The organism is Streptosporangium sp. LJ11, from assembly GCF_051918945.1.
Taxonomy (GTDB): domain Bacteria; phylum Actinomycetota; class Actinomycetes; order Streptosporangiales; family Streptosporangiaceae; genus Streptosporangium.
In genome coordinates this window covers 54,705-72,709 of the sequence record NZ_JBPXMB010000008.1, presented here as the reverse complement: position 1 = coordinate 72,709, position 18,005 = coordinate 54,705, and the positions used below count along the sequence as shown (strand labels likewise).

Sequence of the window (18,005 nt, the reverse complement as noted above, 5' to 3'; positions counted from 1 at the left end):
TCTCACCGCACCCCCTTTCGCGAGGTGGGAGATCCCCATTTCGGACGCCGTCGGGTATTCTCTCCACGCAAGAGCCCCTGTCGCGATTGCGTCAGGGGTTTTCGTTTTTGTGGTGGGAGACTCACGATGCCGGCTGTCGTTCTCGTTGGTGCCCAGTGGGGCGATGAGGGCAAGGGTAAGGCGACCGACCTGCTCGGAGACCAGGTCGACTACGTCGTCAGATACCAGGGGGGCAACAACGCGGGCCACACGGTCGTCATCGGCGACCAGAAGTACGCGCTGCACCTGCTGCCCACGGGAGTGCTCTCCCCGAACGTCGTCCCCGTGATCGGCAACGGTGTCGTCATCGACCCGGGCGTGCTGCTGAGCGAGATCGACGGGCTCGAGGCCCGCGGGGTCTCCTCCGAGCGCCTGTTGATCTCCGCCAACGCGCACCTGATCATGCCCCACCACAAGGCCATCGACAAGGTCACCGAGCGCTACCTCGGCAAGGCCAAGATCGGCACGACCGGGCGCGGCATCGGCCCCGCGTACGGCGACAAGATCTACCGGATGGGCGTGCGGGTCCAGGACCTGCTGGACCCGGGCATCCTGCAGAAGAAGATCGAGGTCGCGCTGGGCGAGAAGAACCAGATCCTCACCAAGATCTACAATCGCCGGGCGATCGACGCGGGCAAGGTCCTGGAGGAGTATCTCGGCTACGCCGAGCGCCTCACGCCGCACATCGCCGACACCTCGCTGGTTCTCAACAGGGCGCTGGACGAGAACAAGGTCGTGCTGCTCGAGGGCGGGCAGGGCAACCTGCTCGACATCGACCACGGCACCTACCCCTTCGTCACCTCCTCCTCCCCGACGAGCGGCGGCGCCTGCTCCGGTTCCGGCATCCCGCCGACCCGGCTCACCGGCGTGATCGGCATCCTGAAGGCGTACACCACCCGCGTGGGCGCCGGCCCGTTCCCGACCGAGCTCGACGACGAGATGGGCGAGTGGCTGCGCACCACCGGCGGCGAGTACGGGGTGACCACCGGTCGCAACCGCCGCTGCGGCTGGTTCGACGCGGTCATCGCCCGCTACGCCACCCGGATCAACGGCGTCACCGACTACTTCCTCACCAAGCTGGACGTGTTGTCCGGCCTGGACACGATCCCCGTCTGCGTCGCCTACGAGGTCGACGGCGTCCGCCACGACGAGATCCCGATGACCCAGACCGACTTCCACCACGCCAGGCCGGTGTACGAGGAGTTCCCCGGCTGGAAGGAGGACATCACCGGCGCCCGGAGCTTCGATGACCTGCCCGCCAACGCGCAGGCGTACGTGAAGGCCCTGGAGGAGATGAGCGGCGCCAGGATCTCGGCCGTCGGGGTCGGCCCCGGCCGCACCGAGACGCTCCAGATCCACTCGATGCTCTAGTTTCCGCCGGTACGGCCCGCGCCCGGCGTCGCCGAGGGGCGAGCCGTACCGGACGATCGGCGCTCGGGGTGGATAAGGTCCCTGTGTGCATGCCGAGATTCACGGTCACCGCGGCGCCCGCGGGCTCCGTCCCGAGAACACCCTGCCCGGCTTCGCCCACGCCCTCGAACTGGGTGTCGACGCGCTGGAGCTCGACGTCGCGCTGACGGCCGACCGGCGGCTGGTGCTCACCCACGATCTCACCGTGTCCCCGGTGACCAGCGCCGACGTCCGTCCCGCCTTCGCGGGCGACCCCGCCTTCCCGTACGTGGGCCGGCCCGTCGGCGCGCTCACCCTGGCGCAGCTGCGCACGCTGGAGTGCGGGGTACGGGTGCCGCGCCACCCCGACGACCGTTTCGCCCCGACCCAGGTGCCGGTGCCGAACACCCGGATGCCGACCCTGGGCTCCGTGCTGGGGCTGATGGACGCGTACGGCGCCGACGGGGTGCGGGTGCACGTGGAGCTGAAATCCGACCCGACCCGGCCCGACCTGAGCGCCGACCCCGCCGAGTTCACCGAGAGGGTGGTCGCCGAGCTCGACCGGCACCACCGGCTCGACAGGGCGGCGATCCTCAGTTTCGACTGGCGCGTCCTGCGGATCGCCCGCTCGCTGGCCCCCGCGACCCGGCGGTACGCCCTGATCGAGCGCGCCACCATGGACAGCGTCTGGCTCGACGGCCTCCGCCTGGAGGACTTCGACGGCGACGTCCCGGCCGCCGCGGCCGAGGCCGGGGGCACCACGCTCTCCCCCGAGCACGTGATGGTCGACCGGGAGTTCGCCCGGCTGGCCGAGAAGGCCGACCTGCCGCTGGCCGTGTGGACCGTCAACGACCCGGGGCGGGCCGCGGAGCTGCTCGACCTCGGGGCGGCCGCGATCGTCACCGACTATCCCGACCGGATGATCGCCCTGTGGGCCGGACGGGGCATGCGCGTCCCCGGTCCGATCACCCTCGCGCACCCCCTGAGCGCCTGAGGACCGGGGTGCGGAGCCGGGGGATCACATCCAGCCGTTGCGGCGGAAGCCCCGGTAGAGCAGCGTGCAGGCGATGACCATCACGCCGATCACCAGCGGGTAGCCGAACACGGAGTCGAGCTCGGGCATGTGCTCGAAGTTCATCCCGTAGATGCCGGCGATCATCGTGGGGACGGCCATGATGGCGACCCACGAGGAGATCTTCCGCATGTCCTCGTTGGCGAGCGCGTTGGAGCGGGCGAGCGCCGCCTGCAGTATCGAGTTGCAGAGCTCGTTGGACGACTCGACCTGCTCGCAGACGCGGGCGAGGTGGTCGACGACGTCGCGGAAGTACTCGCGCATCTCGGAGGGGATCATCCGGCGCTGGGCCAGCGTGGACATCGGCGACTGGAGCGGCATGACGGACCGCTTCATCTCGATCATCTCGCGCTTGAGGTTGTAGATCCGGCCGATGTCGCGGGCGCTGACGTCGGCGAAGACCATGGCCTCGACGTCCTCCAGCTCGGCCTGCATCCGGTCGGCCACGCTGAGGTACCTGTCGACGACGTGGTCGGCGATCGCGTGCAGCACCCCGGTGGGGCCCCGGTTGAGGAGCTTGGGCTTGTCCTCGAGGCGGGCGCGCACCTCCGAGAGGGGGCAGTGGCTGCCGTGGCGCACGGTCACCACGAAGTCGGGGCCGACGAACACCATGAGCTCGCCGGTGCCGATGATCTCGCTGGTGGCGGTCAGCACGTCGTGGTCGATGTAGGCGACGGTCTTCAGGACCACGAACACCGAGTCGCCGTAGCGCTCGACCTTGGGCCGCTGGTGAGCCTTGACGGCGTCCTCGACGGCGAGCGGGTGCAGGGCGAAGACCTCCGCCAGCCACTCGACCTCGGGGGCGTCGGGCTCGTGCAGGCCGACCCAGACGAAGGCGTTGCCCCCGCCGGAGCCCCCGTCGGCGGCGGCGGCGTTGTGGGCGCGGACGATCTCCAGGGCGTCGGGGATGCCCAGGGCGTCGATCTTCTTGCCGCCCACGTAGGCGGCGTACTCGACGAGCGAGTCGCTCGGCGGGACGCAGACGCCGGTCATCCGCTCACGGAGCGAGACGGCAGGCGTGTGCGCGGCACGGATCGTACGGGTGTGCTTGATACGGGGAAAAAGAAGCGAGGAGCGCATGGCGAGCCTTTCCCGCCCAACCTGGCGGGATCCACACGCGATGCGATGTCACCCCCGGTGAGGGAGGTGATGCGTGCGGCGCCGGTCGGGCACCGAGATGGGGTGGTCGAGGGTGCGCACAGCAGGCGTGCGCGAGCACGTACTGCTGGGATCGCCAGAGGACATCCCGAACCACCTCCAATCAGCAAGAGACACGCAAAGCCACCCAAAAGTAACACGATCGGGAGGGTGTCTCTCAGTTTACTCCCAGGTTCAAGTGTTGATCATGTAGAACCAGACAAAATTCACACGCGCTTTACGGCACTTCCCCCCGCGCAGGCACCCGGAGTTGTCCACAGGCTGTGGACGACTCCGCGGATCCGCGACCGGCCCGGGCCTCCCGAAGTGCCGGCCTCCTCCGTGCGGGGACGGGAAAAGCATGGCGGACGCGGGCTCGGAAAGCCGTCCGGGGCCGCGAGACCCGGGGGTGGCGGGCGCGGGCCCGAGGGGGACGCCGGGGGGACGATAGGCTCTGACGAGTGCGCGTTCTTGTGATTGGATCCGGCGGGCGTGAGCATGCCCTGTGCCGGTCGCTGGCGGCGGACCCCCAGGTCACCGAGGTTCACTGTGCTCCCGGAAACGCGGGTATCGCGCAGGTCGCGACCCTGCACCCGGTGGCGCCCACCGACCCGGCCTCGGTCACCGGCCTGGCCGGGAGACTCCGGGCGGACCTGGTCGTGATCGGCCCCGAGGCCCCCCTGGTCGCCGGGGTCGCCGACGCCGTCAGGGAGGCCGGGATCCCCTGTTTCGGGCCCTCGCGCGAGGCGGCCCTGATCGAGGGCTCCAAGGCCTTCGCCAAGGACGTCATGGTCGCGGCGGGCGTTCCCACCGGGCGGTCGCACACCTGCGTCACGCCCGAGGAGGTCGCCGCCGCGCTCGACGAGTTCGGCACGCCGTACGTGGTCAAGGACGACGGCCTGGCCGCCGGCAAGGGCGTGGTGGTCACCGGCGACCGCGACGAGGCGCTCCGGCACGCCGCCGCCTGCGGGCGGGTCGTGATCGAGGAGTTCCTCGACGGCCCCGAGGTGTCGCTGTTCGCGCTCTGCGACGGCTCCACCGCCGTGCCGCTCCAGCCCGCCCAGGACCACAAGCGCGCCTACGATGACGACCAGGGCCCCAACACCGGCGGGATGGGCGCCTACACCCCGCTGCCGTGGGCGCCGGACGACCTCGCCGACCAGGTGATGGCCGAGACCGTCATGCCGACCGTGACCGAGCTGGCCAGGCGCGGCACACCGTACACGGGAGTGCTGTACGTGGGGCTGGCCCTCACGTCCAAGGGCCCGAAGGTGATCGAGTTCAACGCCAGGTTCGGCGACCCGGAGACCCAGGTCGTGCTGGACCGGCTGGAGACGCCCCTCGCCGGCCTGCTGCTCGCCTGCGCGAACGGGACGCTCGACCGGTTCGGGCCGCTCTCCTACCGCGACGGCGCCGCGGTGACCGTGGTGATCGCCGCGGAGAACTACCCGGCGGAGCCGGTGAAGGGCGACGTGATCGAGGGGCTGTCCGACCCGGTCGAGGACGCCTACGTGCTGCACTCGGGCACCGCCCTCGACGGCGACCGGATCGTCTCCAACGGGGGCCGGGTGCTCAGCGTGGTCGGCACCGGGCCCGACGTCCCCGCCGCCCGGGCGGCGGCCTACGAGGCCGTGGAGCGCATCCGGATGCGCGGCTCGCACCACCGCACCGACATCGCGGGCCGCGGCGCCTGAACCCGCGTTTTTCCGGAGAGGCATAGCGCCTGATCGGCATGTCGCGGTAAGCCTGGGGCAGTCGGCAGTGCCCGTCCCGGGCCGCTCCCTTCGGAGGAACGATGTCGCTTGACCCCGCGATCCCCCCCGAGCGGATCGGCGACACCGGCGTGCTGCGCTGGCCCGGCACCTGGCGGGTGTACGTGGCCACCCGCAGCGAGGAGATCAGGGCCGACGCCGAGCGGGCCCTCACGATGCGCGACGAGGCGGGCCAGCTGGTCTCGGTGGGCGAGGGCATCGGCACGCACCTGGCCCGCGCGGAGACGTACGCGCGCAGCAGGCACGGCGTGCGGCGCTGGCTGACCGGCCAGGCCATCGAGGGCGCCTGGTCCAACGTCAACAGCGCGACCGTGATGCTGTACGGCGTGCTGCCGACGGCGGAGCTGTGCGGGCGGGGCCCGGAGGTGGCGGCGATCGGCCGGGCGTACCTGCCCGGCGACGACCCCCGGCTGGTCCACCTCCAGGCCAGGCTCGCGGCGGGGGACCTGGGGGAGAACGACAGGCCGCTGATGCAGTCGGTGCTGCGGGCCGCGTACACCGCGCAGGCGATGGAGACCGGGCGGGTCCGCAGCTTCCGCAACCTGCTGCTCGGCGGGGTGGTCATGCTGAGCCTGATCGTGCTGGGCGTGGTGGTCATCGGCGCGATCTGGCCGAACGTCATCCCGATGTGCGGCAACCAGTCGGTGATCCGCACCCAGGGGCTGATGCCCGCCCAGATCTGCCCGACGGGTGGCCTGCAGCCCGGCCACGGCGACGTCCCGCTCGTGGCCCTGATCGGCATGCTGGGCGCGGCGCTGGCCACCGCGGCCTCGCTGTCGACCCGCTCGGAGCTGTCCACCCGCTACTCGCTGGCGGTCGTCCAGAACCTTCTCAAGGCGCCCGCGGGGGTGGCCACCTCGGTACTCGGGCTGCTGATCCTGAACTCGGGCTTCGTGCCCGGTTTCGCGGGGCTGGGCTCGCAGCCCGCGATCCTGGTCTGGGCGATGGCGTTCGGGTACGGCCAGCAGGTCGTCACCCGCTTCGTGGACCAGAGGGCCGACAACCTCCTGTCGGCCGCCTCACCGCTCACCGCCGCGGGCGGCACGAAGAGCAGATGACGCCCGCCCGTCAGGGCCGCGCCCCTCCCTGTACCGCGGCCGCCGGGCCATGAGATGATCTTCTGCGCGGTCCGGCCGCGAGCGGTGCGGGAGACATGGTCGAAGGGGCGCGGGGACACCGGGGAGCACGGGCGGGCGGGCCGCCGGCGCCCGCCGCCGCGAGGGCCGATGATTACCGGCGATCCGAGGGGTAGTTCCCCCCTGAAGTGGCCGGTTCAGGGGCATCCAACGGCTACTGTTGGCCGATAAACCTCGGCTGCCGCCCCGCGCCACATGAATCACCCGAACCACTTCAAGGAGCATGACGCATGGTCCGTTACCGCGTGCGCGGTGGCAACCCACTTCGTGGAACCGCCTTCATCCAGGGTGCCAAGAACGCCGTGCTTCCCATGATCGGCGCGGCGCTGCTGGCGTCCAGAGGCCGGACGGTCCTGCGCAACGTCCCCATCATCGAGGACGTCCGCCGCGCGGTCGAGCTGGCCGAGACGGTCGGTGCCACGGTCGAGCTCCACGAGGCGGAGCGCACGCTGGTGATCGACGCCTCGACGCTCAGCAGCCCGGTCCTGCCCGCCGAGATCGCCCGTCGCTTCCGCGGTTCCGTGTTGTTCGTGCCCGCCCTGCTGCACCGCCTCGGTGAGGCGATCATCGAGGGCGTGGGCGGCTGCAACCTGGGCAGCCGCAACCTCGACTTCCACTACCTGGGCTACAAGCGCCTGGGCGCGCTCGTGGACGAGGGCGACTCGGTCATCCACGTCAAGTCGGCGGGCCTCACCGGCGCCACCCTGTACCTGGACACCCCCTCGCACACCGGCACCGAGAACCTGATCATGGCCGCCGCCCTCGGGCGCGGCACCACCGTGATCGAGAACGCGGCGCTGGAGCCCGAGGTCCTCGACGTGATCGAGATGCTGACCCGGATGGGCGCGAAGATCAGCGGCGGCGGCACGGGGTTCATCACCGTGGAGGGCGTGGAGGAGCTCCAGGCCGTCGAGCACACCGTGATGCCGGACCGCCTCGACGCGGGCGTGTTCGCCATGGCCGCCGCCGTCACCGGCGGCGAGGTCAACCTGGTCGGCGCCGACCTGGACCACCTCGGCGTGGTCCGCTACAAGCTGGAGCAGATGGGGGTGGAGTTCGCCGACCACGGCGCGGTGCTCCACGTGCGCAGGGACCGCCCGCTGCGCCCGATCAACGTGATCACCGACACCTACCCCGGTTTCGCCACGGACCTGCAGTCGCCGATCATGACGGTCGCCTGCCTCGCCGACGGCGCCAGTTACATTCATGAACGCATCTTCGACGGGCGTTTCGCTCTGGCCTCAGAGCTGAACAAGATGGGCGCCGATATTGAAGTGAAAGAGAACAGCGCTGTCGTTCGCGGTGCCACTCCGCTCACCGGGACACAGGTGACCGCGCACGATCTGCGTTCGGGAATCGCGCTCGTGCTCGCGGGCCTGGCCGCCGAGGGGGAGACCGTGATCGAATCGGGATATCTCATCGACCGCGGGCACTCTTATCTGGCCGAGCGTATGCAGTCCCTGGGGGCCGATGTGCGGCGAGAGATTTCAGCTTCATAATCAGCAGGTTTGAGACGCTCAAAAACCGCTCTGACCTGTGTAAACGATGCCAGTCATGGCTTTAACCCGGAAGTTGCTTCCGGAATTGGCCGCAAATCGGGCGTGACATTACGGCCCTCGCGAGCGATCGTTCCAAAAGAGAGCCGAAAACAAACGGACGGCATGATGGGACGAACATTGGTCGAGCGGGCCGAAGAAGCGCCACGAGTGTCACGCCCGGGTGCCATGACACCGGACCTCACTATCGGTGTGGTGGGCCCCCATGACCTCGTCGAACGGGTGATGTTGATGGGGCATGCGGCTGCCCCGTTACCCTGCCGCCTGGTGGCGGCGGCATACCGTGACGAGCAGGAGGCAGCCGACAAGGTCACCCGGCTGGGAGCCGGGGTGGACGCATGCCTGTTCGCCAGCCCGGTCCCCTACGACCTGGCCCGGCGATCGGGGGTGCTGACGATGCCCGCGACGTATGTCCAGCTCGGCGGCGCCGCGCTGATCGCCGCGCTGGCGAGGGCCGCGCTGGACGAGCGGATAGACCCGCGCAGGGTCAGCATCGATGTCCTGGGCAGAGCGGAGGTCGAGGAGGCGTACAACGATTTGAGCCTTCCCTCAGGGGATGTGCAGAGCCGCGACGAACCGGGCGCCACCGGTACGATCGCGGCCTTCCATGAACGCCTCGCCCGCCAGGGCAGCACGAGCGGGGCGCTCACCTGTCTGCCCGCGGTCGCCGACCGCCTCCAGACCGCGGGGGTGCCCGTGGTGAGGATCCGCCCCACCTCCGCCGCGGTGCGCACGGCGCTGCACACGGCGGCCCTGCTGGGCGCGCACCACAGACTGGAGGAGTCGCAGCTCACCGTGGTCCTGGTGGAGGTGCCCACGCTGCGCGAGCCGGTCCGCCGGGCCGCGCCGCGCTACTGGCGCGACGAGCTCCGGCTGTCCCTGCACCGGTTGCTGGTGCAGGAGGCCAACCGGATCAACGCGTCGGTCACCGCGGTCGACGACCACAGCTACATGGTCACCGCGACCCGCGGGTCGGTCGCCGCGGCCACCGAGGGCTTCCGGGTCCTGCCGTTCGCCGCGCGGGTCCGCGACGAGCTGGGCCTGGCGGTCGAGGTGGGCGTCGGCATGGGCCGTACCACCCACGACGCCGAGTCGCACGCCAGGGCCGCGCTGGCGCGCACCCAGGCGGGCAAGCAGGCCCAGGGCTTCGCGGTCGACCGCGAGGGCAGGGCGCTGATCCCGGCGCCCAGGATGCCCCCTCAGGGCGCCGGACCGCTGAAGCCGAAGGGCGTGGAGGTCCTGGCCCGGCTGGCGGCCAAGCTGGAGGGTGGGGACACGGTGGTGGACGCGGAGGGCGCGGGCAAGATGCTCGGCGTCACCCCGCGTACGGCACGGCGGTTGCTGCGCACGCTGGTAGACGAGGGACTCGCGTGGCCGCTTCCGCCGAACCGGACGCCGCAGCCGGGACGCCCCCGGCAGCTGTACCGGCTGATCGTGGAGAAGCTCGGCACCCGCTGAGCCCCGCGCACGGCCCGCACCGACCTGGAGGCTTCCGCCGCACCCGGACGGCGGAACCTCCCAGGTCACGGCGCGCCGGGCCCGGCGTGGCGTGGCGTGACCCGCCGGCTCGCGGTGTGTTCGCCGCGGCCTGTTCACCACGGTCCGCCCGGCCCGGCGTGTTCACCGTGGCTTGTTCATTCCGGCCTGTTTATTTTGGTCTGTTCACCGGACCTGTTCACGGGATCCGTTCATTCCGGCCCGGCCATTACGGCTCGCCCGTCCCGGTACGGCGAGGATTCCCGGGCCGCGATTCCCCGGAGCGCGTTCCGCCGGATCCGACCGGACGCGGTGTCGCGGAACCCGGCCGGTCACGGTCCGCCCCGACGGATCTCAAGGTCCGAAACCCGCGAGCGGATTGTCGGTTTCAGCCGCTATTGTCATGAGCTATGGGTCAAGACAGTGCTGACAGCCGCAAGGCGCTCCTCGTCTGGGGGGCGCTGGCGATCGTTTACGTGGTGTGGGGTTCCACGTACCTGGCGATCATGATCACGATCGAGACGATCCCGCCGCTGCTCAGCGGGGCTGTCCGCTTCGTCACGGCCGCGCTCGTCCTCGGCGCCGCGGTGTACCTGCTGAAGGGCCGGGACGCCTTCCGGATGACCTGGAAGGAGGCGGGCGGGGCGGCCCTGGTCGGCCTGCTGCTGCTGAACGGCGGCAACGGCATGGTCGCCGTGGCCGAGCAGCACATCTCCAGCGGCCTGGCGGCGCTGCTGGTGGCCTCGACGCCGCTCTGGCTGGTCATCTTCAGGGTCCTGTTCAGGGACCGGCCGCGGGCGCTGACGCTCGTCGGGGTGCTCATCGGGTTCGGCGGCGTGGCGGTGCTCTCGCTGGGCGGCGGGAGCAACGCGGCCGACGGCGCCGGAATCACGATCATCCTGCTGGCGTCGCTGTCGTGGGCGGCCGGTTCGTTCCTGGCGTCCCGCATCCCGATGCCCGCGAACCCCTTCTCCGCGAGCGCCGTCGAGATGGCGGCGGGTGGTGTCGGGCTCGCCCTCACCGCCGCCGTGATGGGCGAGCGCCTCGACGTCGCCACCGTCTCCGCGCGGTCGTGGACCGCACTGGCCTACCTGATCCTGATCGGGTCCCTGGTCGCCTTCACGGCGTATGTGTGGCTGCTGGGCAACGCGCCGATCTCGCTGATCTCCACCTACGCCTACGTCAACCCGGTCGTGGCGGTCGTGCTGGGCGCCCTCGTGCTGAGCGAGCCGGTCACCGGCTCGATGGTCGCGGCCGGCGTGGTGATCGTCATCGGCGTGGCCCTGGTGGTCTCCACCGAACGGCGCAGGAAGCCGGAGCCCGCACCGGAGACGAAGCCGGAGCCCGCGGCCGTGTAGCCCGCGGCCGTCCCGGCTGTGCAGCCCGCGGGCACCCGGCGCGAGGGCGGTCCGGCGCGGAGGTCGCCGGAGCGGGGGACGGCCCGGCGCGAGCGTGCCGGAGTGGAAGTCGGCCCGGCGTGCGGCCGGGCCGACGGGTCAGGGCGGGTCAGACGGGTCAGGGCGGGTCAGGCGCTCCGGAAGGCCGCCGCGGCGGCCAGGAAGGTGTCGTTGGCCTCGGGGTCGCCGATGGAGACGCGGGCGCCCTCCCCGGCGAAGGGCCGCACCGCGACACCCTCGGTCGCGCACGAACCGGCGAAGTCGAGCGTGCGCTCCCCCAGCCGGAGCCAGACGAAGTTGGCCTCGCTCACCGGCACCTCCCAGCCCTGGGCGATCAGCGCCTCGCGGACCCGGTCGCGCTCCTTGACCACGGCGTCGACCCGCTCCATCAGCTCGTCCTCGGCGGCCAGCGAGGCGACCGCGGCGACCTGGGCGAGGTGGTTGACCGCGAACGGCACGGTCGTCTTGCGGACGGCGGACGCCACCGGCTCGTCGGCGATCAGGTAGCCCACCCGGAGCCCGGCCAGGCCGTACGCCTTGGAGAAGGTCCGCAGCACGGCCACGTTCGGCCGGTCGCGGTAGATGGTGAGCCCGTCGGTGACCCCGGCGTCCCTGACGTACTCGCGGTAGGCCTCGTCGAGCACGACGAGCACGCTCTCCGGCACCCGGTCGAGGAAGGCCTCCAGCTCGGCCGCGTGCACGACCGTGCCGGTGGGGTTGTTCGGGTTGCAGACGAAGATCATGCGGGTGTGCGGGGTGATCGCGTCGGCCATGGCCTCCAGGTGGTGCGTCTCCCCCAGCAGCGGGACCCGCACCGAGGTCGCCCCCGCCAGGTCGGCCAGGAGCGGGTACGCCTCGAAGGACCGCCAGGCGTAGATCACCTCGGCGCCCGGCTCGCTCACGGTCTCGAAGAGCTGCTGGGCCACCGTCACCGAGCCCGCGCCGAGGGCGACGTGCTCGGCCGGGACGCCGTACCTCTCGGCGATCGCCCCGGTCAGCTCCGTGGCCGCAGGATCGGGATAGCGGTGCATCTGGGTCGCCGCCCTGGCGACCGCCTCGACCACCGAGGGCAGCGGCTCGTAGGGGCATTCGTTCGAGGAGAGCTTGTAGGACCGGCCGTCGGCGGACACCACGGCCTTGCCCGCACGGTAGGCGGGCATCGTGTCCAGGATCGCGCGGAAACGAGGCATGGCCTTACTTTATGAGCAGCGGGCGGATGGGGCATCCTGTAACACTGGAGGTGAGAGGCGTGCCCGACCGGGAGGACGACATGAGCATCGCACCGCTGGCCGAGAGGCCGAGCGCCGAGGCGCCGAACACCGAGGCGGACGAGACGGGGTCGCCCGAGCTGGAGCCGCTGCCCAGTTGGGTGTTTCCCCCCGAAGAGGGCTTCTCGGCCGAGGACCTCGACCGGCTTCGAGGGATCCCTCCCCACACGGAACTCGTCGATGGCACTCTCGTCTTCGTGAGCCCCCAGACCAACTTCCACATGTCGACGCTCTTTCTCCTGGAGAGCGCGCTACGTCGGACCGTTCCGGCCGACCTGCGCGTTCGCAGGGAGATGACGATGACGCTCGGAAAGCGGCAACGTCCCGAGCCGGACCTCCTGGTGGTCCACGCCGAAGCCGTGAAGGATCCGAAACAGACCACCTACCAGCCGGCCGACGTCGTCCTCGCCGTCGAGGTCGTCTCCGCCGAGTCGGAGATCCGCGACCGGGAGCGCAAGCCGGTCCTGTACGCCCAGGCGGGCATCGACCACTTCTGGCGGATCGAGGAGAAGGACGGCCGCCCGGTCGTCTACGTCTACGAGCTGGACCCGGCCACCAAGGCCTACGCGCTCATGGGGATCCACCACGACCGGCTGAAGCTCAGCGTCCCGTTCGACGTCGACGTCGACCTGACGGAGATCGACGACCTCTGATCGGCGGCGAGGCCCCACGGCTCACGACAGCGGGGCTCCGGCGACGGCGGGGAACCGGCTACTCCTTGAGGGAGCGGAGCATCGGGGGGTGCAGCGCCACGGCGGGGCCGCGGCGGTAGAGCTTGGCGGGGCGGCCGCCGTCGCGGGTGGTGGTGCCGCCGGTGGGCACCAGGAAGCCCTCGGCCTTGGTGACCTTCCGGTGGAAGTTGCGCGGGTCGAGGGGGCGGCCCCAGACGATCTCGTAGACCCGGCGCAGCTCGGCGACGGTGAACTCCGGCGGGCAGAAGGCCGCGCCCAGCGGGGTGTACTCCAGCTTGGCGCGGGCCCGTTCGATCCCGTCGACCATGATGCGCCGGTGGTCGAAGGCCATCTCGCGCAGCAGCGCGGAGACCGGCTGCCAGCTCATGTGCGCCTCGGTGGAGGTCGGCAGGTGCGGGGCGAGACCGAGGTAGGCCACGCTCAGCACGCGCTGGCGCGGGTCGCGGTCGGGGTAGCCGTAGGTCTGGAGCTGCTCCAGGTGCACGGGGGCACCCGGCAGGCCCGCCCGTTCCGCGAGGACCCGGGCCGCGGCCGCGGGCAGGTCCTCGTCGAGCTGGATGAAACCGCCTGACAGGGCCCAGCGTCCCTCGTACGGCGGGTTGTCACGCCGCCAGACGAGCGCGCTCAGCACCTGGCGGCGCACCGTGAGGACGACAAGGTCCACGCTGACGGGAATGCGCGGCACCATGGCAGGCACGTTACACCGGTCAGACCCGCACGCGGACGTGCAGCGGCTCGGTGGCGGCGCGTCCGTCGGCCGCCGCGACCGAGACCTGGACCCAGGTGTCGTCCGGCACCTTGGACCAGTCGAACGGGATCCACGCCGTGCTCATCCGCACCGGCAGGTCCGGCGGCGGCTCGGTCAGGTTCACCCCGGCCACGTCGACGACGTGGGGCTCCTCCTGGCCCTTCCAGGTGAGCGTGATCTTGGAGCCCATGGGGATGTTGTAGCCGCGGATCTCCACGCCGTCCTGGATGTCGCGCGGCATGCGGATCGCGTCGGCCGCGATGGGCCGGTCGTGGTCGCGGGCGATCTCCTCGGCGAGGGACGGGGAGCCGCAGGTGTAGAAGTCGCTCCACATGTAGGAGACGATCTTGGAGACGTAGCGCCCGACCTGTGCCACGGCCGTGTCGAGCCGCTCCTTGTCGGTGCGCCCCCGCTCGGAACCCGCGGCGCACCGCTCCTCGCCGGTCGGCTCGAAGGCCTCGACGTTGGCCCAGAGCTGCACGTTGAAACCCTGCTCGACCATCCTGGTCCTGGCCAGGGACATCTCGCGATAGTAGTCGCGGGTCGAGCCGTGGTACGCGTCGCCGTTGGTCTTCTCGTCGACGACCGAGCGCAGCCGCTCGTCGACCTCGTCCTCGCGCTGGTCGGGCCAGAACAGCCCGACCTTGCCGGTACCCCGGCTGTCCTGCGGGGCGATGATCCCGACGCCGGTCCTGACGAGGGCCTCGAAGCCCCTGGCGACCTGCTTGGGGGTGGCGCTGAACGGCCGCTCCTTGCGGGCGTCGAGGTAGGGGCTGACGAGGACGGGCCTGCCGGGCATCTCCTGCTCGACGATCTCGTGCTGCGAGGCGTAGACCCTGAGCGTCGGGTGGTCGGCCTCGGAGTCCCCGATGTACTTCATCTCGCGCATCTGCAGCTCGAACGGCTGGTAGAAACCGCCCAGCGACTCCCGGTCCTGGAAGCGCGCCCCGTAGTCCTGCATGATCCGCCGGGTGAGCGTGGTGAGCGTGTCGGTGCCCTGCTTGGCGGCCCGGGTCTTCTGCGCCGGGTCGCGGGGGGCGAGCGGCAGCGCGGGGTAGACCTTCACCCCGAACCGGTCGCCGAGGTCGAGCAACTCGGTGAGGCTGTCCTCGTGCGCGGCCGCGACCAGGATCACGTGATAGCCGCGTCCCTTGGCCCGGATGTTCTCGCAGCTCGCGTCGTCGGTGCCGTCGTCGGTGGCGACGATCCGGTAGAAGACGGTCTTCTCCGTGACGATCTTCCGCTCGAACTCGGGGCAGCGGAACAGGTCGGGACCGAACGCCTCGTCGGTGCGGTAGACGAACGTCCAGCTCACCCGGTTGCCGGGGTTGGCGGCCTTGAGGTCGTTCTCCGCCGCCAGCGCGCACGGCACCCCGTCCTCCTCGCACGGCTCGTAGCGGGCGTCGACGTTCCCCTCGCCGTCGAGGATCCGGCCGTCGTCGTCGACGTTGCGCGCCTGCAGGCCCCAGCCGATCCGGATCACCGTGTCGCCGCCCACCTCGTGGATCGCGCCGAACTGCCGGCGCCAGGTGCAGTGGTCGGCGGTCGGGATCAGCCAGTAGCCGGTGATCGCGTACGGCCAGCGCATCGTCGTGTCGAACGTTCCACACGGGTCGGTGAACTCGGCCACCTCCGGCACCGGGACCGAGGGGGAGGCGGAGGGCGACGAGGACGACGAGGACGAGGGCGAGGCCGCGAGCGACGAGCTCCCCGCCGTCGGGGAGCCGTTCCCGACGGGGGTGGTCACCACGAACGCCGCCACCCCTGCGAGGATCGCCACGCCCAGGAAAGCGATGAGCCAGCGCACGTTCAGGACACTACCGTTCTTGTGATCAGGCAGACATAAGGAGCCGGGCGGGCGGCGGGGGACCCGCCGTACCGGAGGTCAGCTCTTGACGCCCGCCCACGCCTCCAGCTGAGAGACGAAACGGCGGGCCGAGTTGGGCCAGTGGTGGTTCGCACGAGCCGCCGCATACCCTCGGGCGCCCCGGCCATACCGCTCCCTGGCGTCGTCTCGCAGGAAGAGCACCGCCTGGGCCACGGCCTTGGGGTCCTGCCAGGGCACGACGATGCCGCTGTCGTAGCGTTCGACCAGTTCCACCGCGCGAGGCGAGGGGGTGGTGATCACCGGGATGCCGTGTGCCATGTACTCCACGATCTTCGTGGGCATGGAGTGCCGGTAGTTGGGCTCGTCGTGCAGCAGGGAGAGCCCCGCCAGCGCGCCGTCGAGCCGCTTGAGAGCCTCGTCGTTCGGCATGAAGTCGCGCCACTCCAGCACGCCCTCCGCGACCGCCTCGTTCAGCGTCGGCCGCGACTGCGGGTCGGCGTAGCCGATCAGCTCGACCGCCACCCGGTACGGCTGGAGCAGCCGGGCCACCTCGATGGCCTCGCGCACCCCGCGCGCGCCCGACAGCCAGCCGAGGTAGACGACCCGGTCGTCACCCGGCGGGGTCACCTCGTCGGGCACCCAGGTCTCGTTGGGCACCACCAGGTGGGTCTGGCGGAACCGTCCGGCGTAGGCGGTCTCGGCGAGCAGCAGGTGCAGGTGCCGCTCGGCCGTGCCTTCGAGCAGGCGGGCCAGGAACCGCACCGGCGGGCGCAGGAACGCGGGCAGCCAGGGCTTCAGCGACAGCGTCGCCGGGGTGTCCTCGTGGACGTCCCAGACCACCGGGGGCCGCTTGCGCATGCCCACCACCGCGAGCAGCAGCTCAGGGTCGTGGATGACCACGAGGTCGACCTGCCCGCGCATGCGCTTGAACACCTTGCGCGCGGCGCGCACGGCCGCGAACCGCTTGCGCTCGGCGGCGCGGGGAAGGTCGACGCCGTTCACCCAGGAGCGGGCCATCACGCCCCGCGCCGTGTACGGGGCCGCATACGTGACCTCATGACCGGCGTCCACGAGCGCGCGGATCTGCCGGTGCAGGATCCGGGCGTCCTCGGGGTGATGCACCACCGTCATGACGAGCACGTGCACTGCGCGCAGCCCTCCGTCGCTAGAGCCGCTCGACGCGTTCACCCTCGGCGAGCACGCCTCGGGTGTCGAGCACGAGCTTGCCTTGGTCCTCGACGATCGACAGGTCGAAGGCGGCGTGCTGCTGCAGCAGCAGCGTCACGTCGGCTTCGGCCACTGCCGTGGCGAGGTCTTCCTCACGCGGCACCTCGACGTCGTCGACGCGCCATTCCTTGACGTACGGGTCGGCGAAGACGAGCTCCGCGCCCAGTTCCAGCAGCGCCCGCGCGACCGGCAGGGCCGGGGTCTCGCGCTCGTCGGCGATGTCGGGCTTGTACGTGACACCGAGCAGCAGCACCTTCGAGCCGTTGACGGGCTTGCGCTGCCGGTTGAGCAGGCGCTGCACGCGGGCCACCACGTACGACGGCATCCGCTCGTTGATCTCCTGGGCCAGCTCGACGAAGCGGAACGGGTAGCCCAGCTTGCGCACCGTGTAGGAGAGGTAGGACGGGTCGACGGGGATGCAGTGCCCGCCGACGCCGGGCCCGGGGAGGAACTTCTGGAACCCGAACGGCTTGGTGGCCGCGGCCTCGATCGACTCCCAGAGGTCGACGCCGAGCTCGTCACAGAAGATCGCCATCTCGTTGACGAGGGCGATGTTGACGTGGCGGTAGGTGTTCTCCAGGAGCTTGGCCATCTCGGCCTCGCGGGTGCCGCTGACCGGCACGACCTGCTCGATGAACTGCGAGTAGAACCCGACCGCGCGGTCCTTGCAGGCCGGGGTGTAGCCGCCGACGACCTTCGGGGTGTTGCGCAGGCCGTACTTGGGGTTGCCCGGGTCGATGCGCTCGGGCGAGAAGGCGAGGTGGAAGTCGGTGCCCGCGGCCAGGCCCGAGCCCTTCTCCAGGATGGGCCGCGCGACCTCGTCGGTGGTGCCGGGCCAGGTGGTGGACTCCAGGACCACCAGCGAGCCGGCCCGCAGGTTGCGGGCGACGGTGCCGGTGGCACCCTCGACCGCCGACAGGTCGGGGCGGTGGTCCTCGTCCAGCGGGGTCGGCACGCAGATGACGATGGTCCGGCTGTCGGCCAGGACCGATTCGTCCAGCGTGGCGGTGAAGCCCCCCGCCAGCATGTGCTCAAGGTCGGCGTCGGTCAGGTCGTCGATGTAGGACGTGCCCGCGTTGAGGGCCTCGACCTTGACGGGGTCGACCTCGAAGCCGACGACCCGCAGACCAGCCGCCGTGGCCTCCTTGGCCAGGGGCATGCCGACGTAGCCCAGACCGATGATGGCCAGGTCGTAGGCAGTCACTGGATGACCTTGGAACGCCGGAAACAACACTTCATGGTCGCAAAGGCTATCTCAAGTCCGAACG

14 protein-coding genes are annotated in these 18,005 nt (G+C 70.9%); 8 read left to right on the top strand and 6 right to left on the bottom strand.

What is annotated here, in order from left to right; translation table 11 throughout:
* Positions 1-126 precede the first annotated feature (126 nt).
* Positions 127-1,410, top strand: coding sequence for an adenylosuccinate synthase (locus ACTOQ3_RS13810; RefSeq protein WP_440083780.1), 1,284 nt, complete (start codon positions 127-129; stop codon positions 1,408-1,410).
* A gap of 85 nt (positions 1,411-1,495) precedes the next feature.
* Positions 1,496-2,422 carry a glycerophosphodiester phosphodiesterase family protein gene (locus ACTOQ3_RS13805; RefSeq protein WP_440083779.1) on the top strand — a complete coding sequence of 309 codons (927 nt, stop codon included), beginning with the start codon at positions 1,496-1,498 and terminating at the stop codon, positions 2,420-2,422.
* Positions 2,423-2,446: 24 nt separating this feature from the next.
* Here ACTOQ3_RS13805 and corA read toward each other — a convergent pair whose 3' ends face one another.
* Entirely contained in the window at positions 2,447-3,493 is a 1,047-nt protein-coding gene (gene corA, locus ACTOQ3_RS13800; protein ID WP_440083778.1) for a magnesium/cobalt transporter CorA, read from the bottom strand.
* Between the two features lie 605 nt (positions 3,494-4,098).
* On the opposite strand from corA, the gene purD reads away from it, so the two are divergent.
* The 5 genes from purD to ACTOQ3_RS13775 all read left to right on the top strand — a co-directional run bounded on the left by purD (position 4,099) and on the right by ACTOQ3_RS13775 (position 10,935).
* On the top strand, positions 4,099-5,331 hold the full coding sequence (gene purD, locus ACTOQ3_RS13795) for a phosphoribosylamine--glycine ligase (RefSeq protein WP_440083777.1): 1,233 nt from the start codon (positions 4,099-4,101) through the stop codon (positions 5,329-5,331).
* A gap of 101 nt (positions 5,332-5,432) precedes the next feature.
* Positions 5,433-6,467, top strand: coding sequence for a hypothetical protein (locus ACTOQ3_RS13790; protein WP_440067715.1), 1,035 nt, complete (start codon positions 5,433-5,435; stop codon positions 6,465-6,467).
* Between the two features lie 308 nt (positions 6,468-6,775).
* Positions 6,776-8,044, top strand: coding sequence for a UDP-N-acetylglucosamine 1-carboxyvinyltransferase (gene murA / locus ACTOQ3_RS13785; protein ID WP_362689773.1), 1,269 nt, complete (start codon positions 6,776-6,778; stop codon positions 8,042-8,044).
* A 225-nt stretch (positions 8,045-8,269) separates the two neighbouring features.
* The gene (locus ACTOQ3_RS13780; protein ID WP_344746819.1) at positions 8,270-9,559 is read left to right on the top strand and encodes a GTP cyclohydrolase IIa; all 1,290 of its coding nucleotides are present in this window, start codon (positions 8,270-8,272) and stop codon (positions 9,557-9,559) included.
* Positions 9,560-9,987: 428 nt separating this feature from the next.
* Positions 9,988-10,935, top strand: coding sequence for an EamA family transporter (locus tag ACTOQ3_RS13775; RefSeq protein WP_440083776.1), 948 nt, complete (start codon positions 9,988-9,990; stop codon positions 10,933-10,935).
* Positions 10,936-11,102: 167 nt separating this feature from the next.
* On the opposite strand, the gene hisC is transcribed toward ACTOQ3_RS13775, so the two are convergent.
* Complete coding sequence (gene hisC, locus ACTOQ3_RS13770; protein WP_440083775.1) at positions 11,103-12,164, bottom strand: histidinol-phosphate transaminase; 1,062 nt, start codon at positions 12,162-12,164, stop codon at positions 11,103-11,105.
* Between the two features lie 80 nt (positions 12,165-12,244).
* Here hisC and ACTOQ3_RS13765 point away from each other — a divergent pair, with 80 nt between their 5' ends.
* Positions 12,245-12,895, top strand: a complete 651-nt coding sequence (locus ACTOQ3_RS13765; protein ID WP_440083774.1) for a Uma2 family endonuclease — start codon at positions 12,245-12,247, stop codon at positions 12,893-12,895.
* 58 nt (positions 12,896-12,953) lie between these two features.
* Here ACTOQ3_RS13765 and ACTOQ3_RS13760 read toward each other — a convergent pair whose 3' ends face one another.
* The 4 genes from ACTOQ3_RS13760 to ACTOQ3_RS13745 all read right to left on the bottom strand — a co-directional run bounded on the left by ACTOQ3_RS13760 (position 12,954) and on the right by ACTOQ3_RS13745 (position 17,941).
* Positions 12,954-13,622 carry an NUDIX hydrolase gene (locus ACTOQ3_RS13760; protein WP_362834754.1) on the bottom strand — a complete coding sequence of 223 codons (669 nt, stop codon included), beginning with the start codon at positions 13,620-13,622 and terminating at the stop codon, positions 12,954-12,956.
* 19 nt (positions 13,623-13,641) lie between these two features.
* Positions 13,642-15,489, bottom strand: coding sequence for a DUF4434 domain-containing protein (locus ACTOQ3_RS13755; protein WP_440083773.1), 1,848 nt, complete (start codon positions 15,487-15,489; stop codon positions 13,642-13,644).
* A gap of 78 nt (positions 15,490-15,567) precedes the next feature.
* Positions 15,568-16,656 (bottom strand): glycosyltransferase, encoded by a 1,089-nt coding sequence (locus ACTOQ3_RS13750; protein WP_440083772.1) that lies wholly within the window; start codon positions 16,654-16,656, stop codon positions 15,568-15,570.
* A gap of 19 nt (positions 16,657-16,675) precedes the next feature.
* Positions 16,676-17,941, bottom strand: coding sequence for a nucleotide sugar dehydrogenase (locus ACTOQ3_RS13745; protein ID WP_440083771.1), 1,266 nt, complete (start codon positions 17,939-17,941; stop codon positions 16,676-16,678).
* Positions 17,942-18,005: the final 64 nt, after the last annotated feature.